At 43.1% G+C, this 13,959-nt stretch carries 14 protein-coding genes and 3 pseudogenes; 3 read left to right on the forward strand and 14 right to left on the reverse strand.

Annotated elements, in window-relative coordinates; translation table 11 throughout:
- The 5 genes and pseudogenes from FU659_RS32205 to FU659_RS32225 form a co-directional block, all read right to left on the reverse strand.
- Positions 1-254 (reverse strand): aspartate kinase family protein (locus tag FU659_RS32205; protein ID WP_483874519.1); only part of this gene is annotated, 254 nt, incomplete at its 3' end.
- A gap of 133 nt (positions 255-387) precedes the next feature.
- Positions 388-950: pseudogene (efp, locus tag FU659_RS32210) on the reverse strand (elongation factor P).
- Positions 951-965: 15 nt separating this feature from the next.
- Positions 966-2,038: pseudogene (locus FU659_RS32215) on the reverse strand (M24 family metallopeptidase).
- Between the two features lie 18 nt (positions 2,039-2,056).
- Positions 2,057-2,488: a type II 3-dehydroquinate dehydratase gene (gene aroQ, locus FU659_RS32220; RefSeq protein ID WP_147951303.1), complete on the reverse strand. Its 432-nt coding sequence runs from the start codon at positions 2,486-2,488 to the stop codon at positions 2,057-2,059.
- A gap of 78 nt (positions 2,489-2,566) precedes the next feature.
- Positions 2,567-3,055: a YqhR family membrane protein gene (locus FU659_RS32225; RefSeq protein ID WP_147951304.1), complete on the reverse strand. Its 489-nt coding sequence runs from the start codon at positions 3,053-3,055 to the stop codon at positions 2,567-2,569.
- Positions 3,056-3,258: 203 nt separating this feature from the next.
- Between FU659_RS32225 and FU659_RS32230 the strand changes: the two genes are divergently transcribed.
- Both FU659_RS32230 and FU659_RS32235 read left to right on the forward strand, forming a co-directional pair.
- The gene (locus FU659_RS32230; RefSeq protein WP_147951314.1) at positions 3,259-4,149 is read left to right on the forward strand and encodes a DUF1385 domain-containing protein; all 891 of its coding nucleotides are present in this window, start codon (positions 3,259-3,261) and stop codon (positions 4,147-4,149) included.
- Positions 4,146-4,403: a hypothetical protein gene (locus FU659_RS32235; RefSeq protein ID WP_147951305.1), complete on the forward strand. Its 258-nt coding sequence runs from the start codon at positions 4,146-4,148 to the stop codon at positions 4,401-4,403. The genes FU659_RS32230 and FU659_RS32235 overlap by 4 nt, the downstream gene beginning before the upstream one ends.
- Before the next feature lie 12 nt (positions 4,404-4,415).
- On the opposite strand, the gene FU659_RS32240 is transcribed toward FU659_RS32235, so the two are convergent.
- Both FU659_RS32240 and mntR read right to left on the reverse strand, forming a co-directional pair.
- Positions 4,416-5,381, reverse strand: a complete 966-nt coding sequence (locus FU659_RS32240) for a patatin-like phospholipase family protein (RefSeq protein ID WP_147951306.1) — start codon at positions 5,379-5,381, stop codon at positions 4,416-4,418.
- 105 nt (positions 5,382-5,486) lie between these two features.
- A complete protein-coding gene (mntR, locus tag FU659_RS32245; protein WP_147951315.1) occupies positions 5,487-5,912 on the reverse strand; it encodes a transcriptional regulator MntR in 426 nt (141 codons plus the stop codon).
- Between the two features lie 166 nt (positions 5,913-6,078).
- Here mntR and splB point away from each other — a divergent pair, with 166 nt between their 5' ends.
- Positions 6,079-7,140: a spore photoproduct lyase gene (gene splB, locus FU659_RS32250; protein ID WP_147951307.1), complete on the forward strand. Its 1,062-nt coding sequence runs from the start codon at positions 6,079-6,081 to the stop codon at positions 7,138-7,140.
- On the opposite strand, the pseudogene FU659_RS32255 reads toward splB, so the two are convergent.
- The 7 genes and pseudogenes from FU659_RS32255 to yidD form a co-directional block, all read right to left on the reverse strand.
- Positions 7,141-7,859 (reverse strand): annotated as a pseudogene (locus FU659_RS32255) (cytochrome c biogenesis CcdA family protein). It lies immediately after the preceding gene.
- 4 nt (positions 7,860-7,863) lie between these two features.
- Positions 7,864-8,664 carry a metal ABC transporter permease gene (locus tag FU659_RS32260; protein WP_147951308.1) on the reverse strand — a complete coding sequence of 267 codons (801 nt, stop codon included), beginning with the start codon at positions 8,662-8,664 and terminating at the stop codon, positions 7,864-7,866.
- 13 nt (positions 8,665-8,677) lie between these two features.
- On the reverse strand, positions 8,678-9,457 hold the full coding sequence (locus FU659_RS32265; RefSeq protein ID WP_147951309.1) for a metal ABC transporter ATP-binding protein: 780 nt from the start codon (positions 9,455-9,457) through the stop codon (positions 8,678-8,680).
- Between the two features lie 42 nt (positions 9,458-9,499).
- The gene (locus FU659_RS32270; RefSeq protein WP_147951310.1) at positions 9,500-10,420 is read right to left on the reverse strand and encodes a metal ABC transporter substrate-binding protein; all 921 of its coding nucleotides are present in this window, start codon (positions 10,418-10,420) and stop codon (positions 9,500-9,502) included.
- A gap of 162 nt (positions 10,421-10,582) precedes the next feature.
- On the reverse strand, positions 10,583-11,002 hold the full coding sequence (locus tag FU659_RS32275; RefSeq protein ID WP_147951311.1) for a hypothetical protein: 420 nt from the start codon (positions 11,000-11,002) through the stop codon (positions 10,583-10,585).
- A 113-nt stretch (positions 11,003-11,115) separates the two neighbouring features.
- Complete coding sequence (metG, locus tag FU659_RS32280) at positions 11,116-13,143, reverse strand: methionine--tRNA ligase (protein ID WP_261808198.1); 2,028 nt, start codon at positions 13,141-13,143, stop codon at positions 11,116-11,118.
- 332 nt (positions 13,144-13,475) lie between these two features.
- Positions 13,476-13,724: a membrane protein insertion efficiency factor YidD gene (yidD, locus tag FU659_RS32285; RefSeq protein ID WP_147951313.1), complete on the reverse strand. Its 249-nt coding sequence runs from the start codon at positions 13,722-13,724 to the stop codon at positions 13,476-13,478.
- Positions 13,725-13,959 lie beyond the last annotated feature (235 nt).

Raw genomic sequence — 13,959 nt, forward strand, 5'->3', positions numbered from 1 at the left:
GCCATTGATAAGAGCGCTACCGATACTTGCTCTCCTGTCGTTAGCAGCATATCCATTTCACGAGCCGGTGGGGCTCCATCGTAAATTTGCTTAGACAGGTCAATCAAATCATCTGTTGTATCACCCATTGCGGATACGACAACTACACAGCTGTGACCTGCTTGTTTTCGCTCCACGATTCTTTTTGCAACACGCTTCATTCGCTCCGCATCACCGACAGAGCTTCCGCCAAATTTCATCACTATAAGAGACAAAGCTGACCCACTCCTAACGCATACTAGTGCATAACAATTCAATATTATAGCATAAAACCTCACACGTGTGGTAAAAAAACAGAATCAAAAAAAAACTCTCCGACCCGTTGTGAGTCAGAGAGGCTTAATTAAATTAAGATTGTGCACGGGAGATATATCTGCCATCTTCGGTATCTACCGTAAGAACGTCGCCTTCATTGATGAAAAGGGGAACCTGAACCATAAGTCCTGTTTCTACTTTGCACCTTTGAGAGCGCCTTGTGCGGTGTTGCCTTTGATGCCGGGCTCTGTTTCAACCACTTTTAAGTCAACGCTTTTCGGCAAGTTAATCCCTAGGATTTCACCTTGGTAACTTAAAATTTTGATATTCATGTTTTCTTTCAGGAAGTTCAATTCCCATTTCAACTGCTCATAGGAAAGGGAGAACTGATCATACGTTTCTGTATCCATGAACGTATACTCATCGCCACTCGCATATAAGTACTGCATTTCGCGGTTATCGATGTGAGCGCGACCTACGTTTTCACCAGCGCGGAACGTACGTTCAACCGTGTTGCCATTACGTAGGTTTTTGAGCTTGGAGCGCACGAATGCAGCACCTTTACCTGGTTTAACGTGTTGAAAATCTAATACGGTAAATAAGTCGTGCTCGACTACAATGGTAAGACCTGTTTTAAAATCGTTAACTGAAATCACTAGTGAGTCCCTCCGCTAATCAATGATAAGAAAATCTTTGGTAGAATGGGTAAGTATTTTAATTCCGGTGTCCGTAATTACCACATCATCCTCAATACGCACTCCTCCGAAATCGGGAAGATATATACCAGGCTCAACAGTAACTACCATACCAGGTGTTAAAATCATGTCTTCTGTTTTGGACAACCGTGGAGATTCATGAACCTCCATGCCTAAACCGTGTCCGGTCCCGTGTCCAAAGTAATCGCCGTAACCGTGCTTCACAATGACGTCGCGCGCATAAGCGTCGCCTTCTCTTCCTGTTATTCCTGGTTTAAGATGAGCCAGGCAGTTTAATTGGGCTTCTAGCACGATGTCGTAAATTTCTTTGTGCTTGTCCGTCGGCTTACCTAGCATAACCGTTCTTGTAATGTCAGAGCAATACCCTTTATAATACGCTCCAAAATCCAATTTGACAAATTCGTTTAATTGGAGCACGCGATCGCTTGCTTTACCATGAGGCAAGGCAGATCGTTCGCCGGAAGCAACAATCGTTTCAAAGGAAGTCGAGGTTCCGCCATTTTTCGAATAAACATCTCAATCTCAAGTGCAATAGCTTTCTCAGCAATGCCCGGTTTGATGAATGACAAAATATGAGAGAAAGTTTGATCCGCCAAATCAGCAGCTTCCTGCATAATTTGCAGCTCTGCATCATATTTAACGATACGAATTTGTTCAACAAGACGTGATGTAGGTACGAATTCTATACCAGTCAAACCTGCCTGATAACTAAGGAAGTCGCCATAAGTAACATCCACCTGCTCGAAACCTAGTCTCGTAATACCTTCATGCTGCAAAAGCTCCGCAACCGTTTCTATAGCTTTCGGTTTATGCTCAATAACTTCAAAAAGCTTCGCTTGTTGAGGCCCTTGAGTCATATAACGAAAATCCGTTAATAACAGTGCACGATTGGGCGTTATAAGTACATAGCCGGAAGAACCCGTGAAACCAGATACATAGGTACGGTTATAAGCGTTCGTGATAAGCAGTGCCGGTAGTTCTTGCTGTTTCATAACCTCGCGAAGACGTTTAATACGTTGTTCTTGCATCTAAATCACCAATCTTTCCTACATATGGGATACTAACGCTCTTAAACCGAGCTCGTAGCTCTGGGCTCCGAACCCACAAATCTGGCCAATAACGACCGGTGCGGTAACGGAATGATGACGAAACTCCTCACGCTTATGAATGTTCGAAATATGAACTTCTACGGTAGGTAATTGTACAGCGGACAGTGCATCACGAATCGCATAGCTGTAATGCGTGAAAGCACCCGGATTCATGAGAATGCCATCTTTCGTTCCGAACGCTGCATGAATCTGATCAATAATCTCGCCTTCATGATTGGACTGAAAACATGCCAGTTCAATGGAAAGGCTCTCTGCCAACTTATTCAAACTCTGAATAATGGCCTCAAGGGAGAGTGTTCCATACACCCCAGGTTCACGCACGCCGAGCATATTTAAGTTCGGGCCGTTAATTAACAGAACCTTTTTCATCAGGTAATCACTCCCAAGCTTGTTTCTTCAAGAATTAGCTTTATCAGCCTATACAACCTTGATATTTTACCATAACTTTCATGTATTGTGTATAGGCTCTCTTGACCTATCATTGGTGTATTCAACCGAGATCGAGTATCCGATGAACATTCCCCAAAGTAAGAACAAACAAAATTCACTAAGAATGGTGTCGATATCCAGAGCTGTGATCCAATAGGTCATACCGGATATGGGTCCAATAATAAGGTATAAAGCAATCCACCAAAATACCCCATAGGCCAGTCCCCACCAAGGGCCTTGCAGCTTCCAAAATGCAGCCATGTAGATAAACGCTGCGATTATGGAGAAAACGGTGAAAAAGCCCCAGCCAATAAGCATCCCTTTCCAGGTTAACAAAAATTCGTGCTTAAAAAACGGCTCCACGAGAAAACCGATGACGATTGTTGTGAATTTTAAGTACTGCTCAACAATTTTCAAAGCGCCCCATAAAAAACCCGCAAAAAAACCGATGTAAAGGGCATATAACCATCTATTGGTTTTGATTGTGCCTTCGTTCTGCTTGTTCATGCTCTGTCCACTTCCTTTCTTGGCAGAGGGATATCTTTTTTCTCTGGTAACAATAGTATGTTCTACCTGATTCGGTAGCATTCAATCCGTGAATCCGTTACAATAAGAAAGTACAAATAACCGAATATGAGAAAGATAAGAAGGTGGACCTAGTGGCAGAACAAAACAGTATATACGGAGGACAAGCCGTCATTGAAGGCGTCATGTTCGCAGGGAAAAATGTGCATGTAACGGCTGTGCGCAAAAAAGACGGTTCCCTTGATTATTTAGAAGTACCGAAAAAAGAAATTCCTTGGGTTCAAGCACTCAAAAAAATTCCGTTTGTTCGTGGAATCGTGGGCATTATAGAATCCAGCGCCAAGGGTGCGCAACATTTGAACTTCTCCGCTGAATCGTTTGCTGAGCAAGAAGGAGATAACGAAAAGAGCAAAGCGGAAGAAAAGCCGGGAATCTTTTCTAATATTTCCATGATCCTCGGCGTTGCCGTGGTCGGTGTCATTTCTTTTCTTTTTGGAAAGTTCGTCTTTACATTAGTTCCTGCTGTGATTGAACAGTTTCTTTTTCAAAATGCATTTAGCAATCAATTTCTTCATAATCTTATAGAGGGTGTAATCAAAATCATTTTGTTAGTGGGATATATTTATTTCATATCCTTAACACCTATGATTCGCCGTTTATTTCAGTATCACGGTGCTGAACACAAAGTGATTAGCGCCTATGAAGCAGGTGTGGAACTCACTGTCGCTAATGTTCAGAAATTTAACACTCTACATTATCGTTGTGGCAGCAGTTTTATTGTTTTTACGGTGATTATTGGTGTTGTCATCTACTCTTTCCTTCATTACGATGGATATGTGGAGCGTATTTTACAGCGTTTGCTATTACTCCCTGTTGTTATCGGCGTTTCTTATGAGGTCCTGAGATTCACTAATTCCCTGCGTGAAGTTCCTGTATTACGTTACTTGGGTTACCCGGGACTATGGCTTCAATTGCTTACGACCAAGGAACCTGAAGACCATCAAGTGGAGGTGTCCATTGCCTCCTTCAACCGCATGCGTGAAGCGGAAAAAAGAATTACGGAGGGACGGGCATGAGAAGAAAATTCTCCCCAATCGAAATCGCAATCGGAATATTAATCGCGATTGGTTTGATTGTAAGCTTACGAACCTTATTCATTCCTATATTGGTGCTAGGCATTATTTTTCTGTTGTATAAATTCCCGCCTTCTCGTTGGCGGCTAAGCTCTTTCAGCCGAGGTTCAGCCAAGGGAAAAAGCAAAAAAGGGAAATTCCGTGTCATTAACGGCAACAAGGATTCCAAACCAGATGATTTCCCGAAATATCATTAAACTAACTTCGCCTTAGCTATGAAGTCTGAGCACATATTTCTCATAGTTCATCTCATATTTTTGTGCGGACCATTGCTTGAAATACTGTTCGGCGGCTTCATATCCCGATTGGTAAAGGGATAAACTCACCTCTTGGGTTAGGCTGAACTGGGTGTTCCTTACACCTAGTGTTGGGATTTTAATGGTTCGGAAACGGTCTTTTTGTTCGATATAACGTTCATCATGAGCATTCAGCATGGTGCCAAAGAGGGCTTCCATCATCGTAACAGGACCTTTGATGCGATGCGTTGTGCTTTCACTTTTACCGACCAAGTGAAAGCCGATGACGGGAACGATCTCGTCGCGCTTTGTTTCACCGTCAAATACCCAAAGCGGATAGTTGCTTAATAAACCTCCATCCACAATATAATAAAACTGCTCTGCGAATGGCTCTGCTGTCGCAGAGCTTTTTAAATTCCTTCTAATCATGACGGGATCAAAAAAATAAGGAATACTTGTGCTCATACGAACCGCTTTAGCAATGGAGAATTTTGATGGTTCAATACCATACTGCGCAATGTCATCCGGTAATATAAGCAGCTTGCCTTGCGTAATATCCGATGCAATAATACGAAGCTGATTTTTTTTCAAATCTCCAAATGTGCGAACGCCTTTGGCTAACAGCTGTTGATTTACCCAATATTCCAGTGCTTCACCGGAGTACAAGCCCTTTTTGAGAAATAGCCGCGCAACTGGGCCGATTATTTTGGTATTGAAGATAGGAGAACGCTGCATAAACGATTTAAATGGGGTTCTAAGGATTAATTCCTTCATCTCATCTCCAGTATAGCCCGCGGCCAGTAACGCGGCCACAATAGATCCTGAGCTTGTACCTGCTACTTGATGAAAGCTATAACCTTGCTTCATCGCCGCGCTTACCCCACCTGCTAGGGCAATTCCTTTCACTCCACCACCCTCAAACACACCATTAATCTTCATTCGACATCCCTCCTGATAACCGCCAATGAGGCTCCATTGTTATGTATGCGAGGAATGTTTGTTTATATGCCCATAAAAAACAGAGTACCGCATGCGGCACCCTGTCTAGCTTTCAGCTTCAATTTCTTTGCGAACATTCAATAACTCATTCATACGGTTCGGATCCCTGCGAAAATATTCGAGCAGCGTTTCGATACAAGTAATAGAATCCCAGCTCAAATGGTGTTCAATTCCCTCAACATCTTTATATATATTGTCCTCTTGGACACCGATGGTCGTTAAGAAATTTTCCAGAAGTTGATGTCGATCAACGAGCCTTTTCCCCATCTTCTTCCCTTTGGAAGTCAACATAAGGCCTCGATATTTTTCATAAATTAGATAATTGTCTTTATCTAATTTTTGAATCATTTTGGTAACGGATGAGGGGTGCACTTCAAGCCCTTCAGCAATGTCGGAGACACGAGCGTAACCTTTCTCGTCAATGAGCTTGTATATTCTCTCCAGATAGTCTTCCATGCTTGGTGTAGCCATTGCTTTATTTCCCCCTGCTTTTCCTTTATTTCCTGTCCACTGCTTAACTATCATAATGCATCAACCTAGATGCGGTCAAATATCCCATGGTTCATTACGCGCAGCACTTGGCACACTAGATACAAGTGAAGGGAAACAAACACGAAATGGGGAAAGGAGCACTCTAATGTCCACTGAATTGCTTTCACGTCCTGTGCCCAGCACGGCAATTTTTGTTCCGGAGCTTGTTTATTTTGAACCTGACTCGATGAATTATCCAAAGGGACAGCGAATCTATGAATGGGCTAAGCAGCAAGGATTAGAGATTCATATGACAACCTCTCATAACCAAATTCGTGACTTGCCCGGTGATTCAGAACTTGAAAAGTACAAGATTGCTAAGCGAACACTAGTCGTTGGTATTCGCAAAACACTTAAATTCGATACATCCAAGCCATCTGCCGAATATGCGATCCCTATTGCCACTGGCTGCATGGGACATTGTCATTACTGCTATTTGCAAACAACACTAGGGGCCAAACCTTATATCCGCGTGTATGTCAATATGGATGATATCTTAGGAGCAGCCAAGCAGTACATCGAGGAGCGGGAACCGGAAATTACTCGATTCGAAGCCGCATGTACTTCAGACCCGGTTGGCTTGGAGCATATCTCCGGTTCTTTGAAGGAACTCATAGAATTTATGGGCCAACAAGAGCATGGGCGTCTGCGTTTTGTAACCAAATACCATCATGTAGATTCCTTATTGAATGCCAAACATAACAACCATACGCGTTTTCGTTTCAGCGTTAATGCCGACTATGTAATTAAAAATTTTGAACCAGGCACTTCCAAATTCCATGAAAGGATCGAGGCAGCAGGCAAAGTAGCCAAGGCAGGCTATCCGCTTGGTTTTATTATTGCGCCGATCATTTGGCATGATGGATGGGAAGAAGGCTACGCCGCTCTGTTGGATCGTTTATTCAAAGAACTTCCTCCAGAAGCTACGAAAGACCTGACTTTTGAAATGATCCAACACCGGTTTACACGAACAGCGAAAAATGTAATTGCCAAACGCTACCCAAAAACGAAATTGGAAATGGATGAAGAAAAACGTAAATACAAATGGGGACGTTGGGGGCAAGGCAAGTATGTATATCCGGATGAACAAGCAAATGCGCTTCGGGAATTTATCACGGAACAAATTTTCGATAAATTCCCCTCAGCAAAAATTGAATATTTTACGTAACTAAAATTTTAACCAGTCGGGGGTAATGGTGTTTAACCATAAGGTGATTTGTGTCATTTTGCCTGTATAGAGCAGAATAGCAATAACCACCATTAAGCCTCCGCCTATTTTCATAATGGTATTCGAATATCGCAAAATCCATTTCGTCGATCCAATGAAAAAAGAAAGGACGAAAAATGGAATGGCGAAACCTAATGAGTAAGCTGTTGTCAGTTGGAACCAGGTTCCGGGTTCGGTTGACGCCAGTGCAAGAATGGCTGAAAGTATAGGTCCAACACAAGGAGACCACCCCGCTGCAAATCCCATCCCTACAAGCACAGAGCCCAAATAACCGGCTGGTCTATATTTAATTTGCAGTTTCCGTTCTTTCATCAACCATTGCGGTTGAAAATGCCTAATAGAAACAATCCCATAAGAAATATTAAAATAGCTGCAATCTGGCGGAGTAAATCACGATAGTCCAAAAAGAAATTTCCCAAGAAGCCTGCCGTTAGACCAAGCGCATAAAATATGATCGAAAACCCAACGATAAAGCTTAATGTATGTAACATCGTCTGTCGTCTTACTTGTCCTGTGTTCTGCCCTGATTTCAGTTCACTTACAGAAATACCGGTTATGTAAGAAAGATAAGAAGGATATAAGGGCAAACAGCATGGGGATATAAAGGATGCGATACCAGCCCATAAGGCAATCCATAAATTAACGTTTAGAGAGTCCATGTCATCAAATCCTCAATCCTCTTTTTAAAATAATCCCAATCAGCATAGCGATAAGCATAAGCACCACAGTTCCACCCGGAGCAAGATCCCAGACTCCAGCGACAATGAGTCCAACAACAACAGCAATTTCTGAGAAAATGACGGCCAGGAAAACAGAATGTTTGAAACTACGCGCGATAAGCAAGCTGCATGCGACGGGTATCGTTAATAACGATGATACAAGTAACGCCCCTACGATTTTAATGGCTACTGAAATAACAAGCGCTGTTAACATCGTAATCATCATATTATAAAACTTTAGAGGAAGTCCACTTACACTCGCTGCATCCTCATCAAAGAACATGAGGAAAAACTCTTTAAAATGAGCAGCGATGACCACAACCACGAGCAGTGAAACACCCAAAACAACCCATAGATCTATAGAATCCAACGTATAAATGCTGCCAAACAAGTAGCTCATGACATTCATATTAAAGCCCTTGCCAAGCGTAAACAAAATCGATGCCAAAGCAACTCCGCCTGACATGATGATGGCGATCGAAAGCTCTGCATATGTTTTATACGCTTTACGCAGCTTCTCTATGGCAAAAGATGCAAGCAGAGCAAAAACGAGTCCCACACCAAGGGGATACACATTAATGAGAAATCCAAGAGCTACTCCGGCAATAGAAACATGAGCAAGTGTATCCCCGATCATCGACAAACGTCGAAGGACTAGAAAAACGCCCATTAAAGGCGCTGTAAGGCCAATCAGAATGCCGCCTATTAATGCACGTTGAAAAAAATATTCCGAAAAAATATCCACCAATCTCCGCTCCTTACTGAACTCCGATCATCTCGCGAATTTGGCCGATTGAATGAGTCAAATTCGTCTCACGGCAATCCTCGGGATCATGGGTATGCTTAACATAGAACTTAATGCCGCCACTCACTTGTTGGGGCTCCGTTCCGAGATAAGACTGCATCATATCCATATCATGAGACACCATAATGAACGTCATATGATGATGCTGATGCATATGCCGGATCATCCGGAAAAATCCGATTTGTGTTTCGGCATCGATCCCTACGGTCGGCTCGTCAAGAATGAGAAGTTCCGGATTATTCACAATGGCCCGCGCGAGGAAAGCACGCTGCTGTTGTCCGCCCGACAGTTGACCGATTCTCCGGTCTGCCAAATCCTCAATACGCATGGCGAGCATGGCGTCTTCCGCTTTCTTAAGATCGACTTTCGTCAGACGACGATATATCCGCTTTTTATTATACAAGCCTGACATAACAACCTCTCTGACCGTTGCAGGGAACAATGGATTGAATGCGTTTTTTTGCGGAACATAGCCGATTTTTTCCCAGTCTTTGAATTGACTCAACGGACGTTCAAACAATCGTATCTCCCCTTCTGTTGGCTTTAGAAGGCCTACTAGCATCTTCAAAAGGGTTGTTTTCCCAGCTCCGTTGGAACCGATGACACCTACGAAATCTCGCTCAAGAACATCAAAGTGAAGATTCTCTATGACTTTCTTGTTTTCATATGAAAATGAAATATGATCAATTGACACAATGCTGCTATGGCAAACAGCTTTGGTGATGTTATCCATCCAAAAACTCCTGACGTCAGCGGAATATTAAAAGCCTACACATTATTGTAAAGCGATAACTAAATTTTTCAAATTCTTGTCCATGATAGAAATGTAGTTTTCACCGGCTGCGATCTGTTTATCTGTTAACCCTTCAAGCGGATTAAGTACCATCGTATCCACTTTCGCATCTCTGGCTAACGTCTTGGCTAATTTATCGGAAACAAGCTCTTCAAAGAAAATATATTTTAAATCATGAGCTTTCATGTATTCGTTCATTTTTTTCAAATCTTGCGCCGTAGGCTCCGCTTCAGGTGATAGCCCCATAATGGACATTTGAGTTAAGCCGTAATCCCTGCATAAATAAGCAAAAGCATGATGAGAGACAGCTATTTCCTTTTTGGGAGTTGCAGAAAGTGCTTTTTTATAACGAGCATCCAAATCATTTAATTGGGCTGCATAAGACTGATAATTTTTCTCGAAGACATCTTTGTGTGCGGGATCAACAGAAATAAGTGCCTCTTTAATATTATTGGCCATTTTAACAGCATTTAACGGACTTAACCAAGCATGTGGATCAAATTCTTCTTTATTATCCGTAATTTTAATTAAATTTGCACCTTTACTCGCTTCAACGACCTTTAAGGAAGAATCTTTCGATAAGCTTTCCAAGAAATCTTTGACCCAGCCTTCAAACCCTGCCCCTTGATAGACAAATATTTGCGCTTTAGTCATATTTTTTAAATCTCTACCTTTTGGAGACCAGTCATGCGGTTCCACACCAGCAGGTACAAGGTTGATTGCATTGACATAATCTCCGCCAATTTGCCGTGTAAACTCATAGAGCGGATAAAAGCTGGTTACGACATTAACTTTGTTCTCTACAAGCTCGTTTTTCGTACTAGATGCACTTCCGCATCCTACCAAACATATCGCGAATAACCCAACTAAGGCTATGTAAAAGAAATTGTTTTTACGAAACATAGTACCCCTCCGATCATCTTCTAAATCGTAATTTTTTTAATTAACGAACTTGATTATACGAGTAGGCTTCCTTGAAGTCAATACGTAAAACGGCAAAATAAAAGCTATGCTGTGAACATCTCAGCATAGCTTGCTCGTAATCAAAGAGGAAATTCAAACGTCTTATTTCGTTTTACTCCCGCCCTGCCCCTCTGATGTCTTTGAACTTCCTTGTTCTCCGTTACTCGTATCCGATTGCCCCTGCTGGTCATCACCCTGCTTAGTGGATTTTGATGATTTATTGCTTTGCTCTTCCAACTTTTTGTATCTTTCTTCGGATTGCTTAATCAGCTTCTGATTCTGCTCCGTTTGATAGTTAATAATCTCATTATATATCTCGTACTGCTTCTTTAACTCTTGGTCAATGACACTCTCTTTCGATTTTGTGCTTTGCGTTTTCTGCTTCGAGCTTTGAGCTTTCGCTTTACTTTGATCAGAATTGCTATCTTTCTTTGCGGTATTTCCACCAAAGAGCTGACAAGCCGTTAATACAAAGACCATGACAGCGACTCCGCACATTTTCAAAAGCAACCGACTACTCATCTGCCTCACTCCGTCGTTAGTTTCCTTTATAATGCCCAGCCTCCACGAAAACAAAACAAGCACCCCTTCCCATTCAAAAATCATGGGGGGTGCCTGTCGGAAAGGAAATCCTATTATTTCACGATTGCGCCATTTGGCATCGAATCCGGTACCGTAGCCAGCGTCAATTCGTCGCCATGCGAAGCAGCCAAAATCATGCCTTGCGACAACTCGCCGCGCAGCTTAACAGGCTTCAAGTTCGTGACGCAAATTACCTTGCGTCCGGTCAACTGCTCGGGCGAGTAAAACTTCGCAATGCCCGAGACAACCTGGCGCCGCTCGTAACCAAGGTCGAGCTGCAGCTTGAGAAGCTTATCCGCGCCCTTTACAGGCTCGGCCGAGAGCACTTGCGCTACGCGCAGCTCCACCTTGGCGAAATCGTCAATCCCGATTTCGTCCTTGGGCTCCGGCGCGGGCACCGTAGTAGCGGCAGCCTCCGGTGCTGCTTGCGGCTCGGCGGCGTCAGATGCCGCGCCACCTCCCATGGCCTGGATGATATAGGCGACTTCCGCCTCCACATCCAGTCTTGGGAACATGGGCTCACCCTTCTGCACCTTGGTGCCCGCAGGGAGCTGCCCGAAAGTTTGTACGCTTTCCCAAGCGGTCAAGCGAGGTAGATCCTCAGCAGCTAAGCCAAGCTGCTGCCAGATCAATTGCGGCGTTCTTGTTAGGAAGGGACGCAGCAGCACTGACGAAATGCGCTGAGACTCAGCCAGCACATACATGACCGAGCCAAGGATTTCACGCTTGGCTTCATCCTTCACCATCGACCACGGCTGCGTCTCGTCAATATACTTATTCGTTCGACTGATCAATTGCCAAACGGACGAAAGTGCGATGGAAAACTCCATCTTCTCCATCGACTCTTCATATTTGGCTACCGTGTTACGTACAGTTTCGAGCAAACTCTCATCAAACTCCGTTGCTCCCTCCACATAAGCGGGGATCACACCAGCAAAATACTTATCAATCATAACAATTGTACGGTTCAACAAATTGCCTAAATCATTGGCCAGATCATGATTTACCCGCTCCACAAAGCTTTCCGGTGTAAACGTACCATCTGCTCCAAAAGGAACTTCTCTCATCAGGTAATACCGCAGAGCATCTAATCCATATCGGTCGATTAAAGTAACCGGATCAACCACATTGCCCTTAGATTTGGACATCTTGCCATCCTTCATCAGCAGCCAGCCGTGCGCAAACACCTTTTTGGGCAGCGGCACATTAAGCGCCATCAACATAATCGGCCAATAAATCGTATGGAAACGAACAATCTCCTTACTCATCAAATGAACATCAGCAGGCCAATAACGATCAAACAAACTCGTATCACTTGAACCGTAACCTAATGCAGTAATGTAGTTGGACAAAGCATCTATCCATACATAAATAACATGCTTGGGATCCCCTGGAACGCGAATCCCCCAATCAAACGTAGTTCGAGATACAGCCAAATCTTCAAGACCAGGTTTAATGAAATTATTAATCATCTCATTTTTCCGTGATTCTGGTTGAATGAAGTCTGGATTCTCATCATAAAACTGAACCAATCGGTCAGCATATTTACTCATACGGAAAAAATAAGTTTGTTCTTTCATCTTTTCTACAGGGCGTCCACAATCCGGACAGTTGCCATTAACTAACTTACTTTCTGGGAAAAACGACTCATCCGGAATACAATACCAGCCTTCATATTCGCCTAAATAAATATCCCCTTGATCCAGTAGCTGTTGAAATATTTTTCCGACAGTATCCTTATGACGCGTTTCCGTCGTACGAATAAAATCATCGTAAGAAATATCTAACTTTGCCCAAAGCTCTTTAATGCCGCTAACGATCCCATCTACAAATAATTGGGGTGTCGTTCCTTTTTCTTGCGCTTTACGTTCAATCTTTTGACCATGTTCATCCGTACCAGTCAAATACCTCACATCAAAACCACGCAAGCGTTTATAACGAGCCATCGCGTCTCCAGCTACCGTCGAATACGCGTGTCCAATGTGAAGCTTATCACTTGGATAAAAAATCGGGGTCGTAATGTAAAATGTTTTAGATTCCGTAGACATTGTTCGTTCCTCCCAGCACTTAGTAGAAAACACAAAAAACCCTCATCCATCTTGGGACGAGAGCTGAACTCACGCGGTACCACCCAGGTTCCCCCGCCTTTCGCAAGCTCGGGGCTCAGTAAGTCTATAACGACTTAACCCATTAACGCTGGGACACGAAGCCAACTTACTTCCATGGATTGCTTCACAATTCGCAAACATGGAAAGCTCGAAGGCTTATTCTCCCGGACCATATTCCAAACTTACTCCTATACCGGCTTTCACCTAATCCGGCTCTCTGTTGATAGGCCTCCGTCTGTACTTATCCGTTCATCGAAAACATATAGAACATCTTAGGCAAATATATCGAAAAGAAGCGCTGCATGTCAAGCAGATGGATCCTTATAAGCCAATTTTTCCTTTGGTGCGGGAACCAAATCGACACCACCCGGATGAAAAGGGTGGCATTTACAAATTCGCTTCGCCGACAGCCATGATCCACGCAAAGCTCCATGAACCTCAATAGCTTCTAACGCATACTGCGAACAAGTCGGATAAAAGCGGCACGTAGGCGGTTTCAAAGGCGATATAATTTTGCGATAAAAGTGTATGGGCACCTGTAAAGCTTTTTTCATATAGCATCTCCTCGCCAAAAAAAAATTCATTCAACCATGTGTCTCTCCATCATGCCTGAAAAAAAAGAGGGCGTCAAACTTACTATTTAAAGGAAATCACTTTCGATGCTGTAACCCAAATAAAAAGGCAGAATACAAATGAATCGAAATAAAAGTTCCAAGCCATTCTTTAAAAGTGGTTGAACAAGAACTAGAATTACGCAGAGGATCACAAGAACCCAGAAATCTCTTATAG

It is taken from the genome of Paenibacillus sp. N3.4 (genome assembly GCF_008017805.1).
Lineage (GTDB): Bacteria > Bacillota > Bacilli > Paenibacillales > NBRC-103111 > Paenibacillus_E.

Coding starts and splice junctions, on each gene's coding strand:
- aroQ (WP_147951303.1), bottom strand. CDS start 2,488: ATGAAAAAGGTTCTGTTAATTAACGGCCCGAACTTAAATATGCTCGGC.
- FU659_RS32225 (WP_147951304.1), bottom strand. CDS start 3,055: ATGAACAAGCAGAACGAAGGCACAATCAAAACCAATAGATGGTTATAT.
- FU659_RS32230 (WP_147951314.1), top strand. CDS start 3,259: ATGTTCGCAGGGAAAAATGTGCATGTAACGGCTGTGCGCAAAAAAGAC.
- FU659_RS32235 (WP_147951305.1), top strand. CDS start 4,146: ATGAGAAGAAAATTCTCCCCAATCGAAATCGCAATCGGAATATTAATC.
- FU659_RS32240 (WP_147951306.1), bottom strand. CDS start 5,381: ATGAAGATTAATGGTGTGTTTGAGGGTGGTGGAGTGAAAGGAATTGCC.
- mntR (WP_147951315.1), bottom strand. CDS start 5,912: ATGGCTACACCAAGCATGGAAGACTATCTGGAGAGAATATACAAGCTC.
- splB (WP_147951307.1), top strand. CDS start 6,079: ATGTCCACTGAATTGCTTTCACGTCCTGTGCCCAGCACGGCAATTTTT.
- FU659_RS32265 (WP_147951309.1), bottom strand. CDS start 9,457: ATGGATAACATCACCAAAGCTGTTTGCCATAGCAGCATTGTGTCAATT.
- FU659_RS32270 (WP_147951310.1), bottom strand. CDS start 10,420: ATGTTTCGTAAAAACAATTTCTTTTACATAGCCTTAGTTGGGTTATTC.
- FU659_RS32275 (WP_147951311.1), bottom strand. CDS start 11,002: ATGAGTAGTCGGTTGCTTTTGAAAATGTGCGGAGTCGCTGTCATGGTC.
- yidD (WP_147951313.1), bottom strand. CDS start 13,724: ATGAAAAAAGCTTTACAGGTGCCCATACACTTTTATCGCAAAATTATA.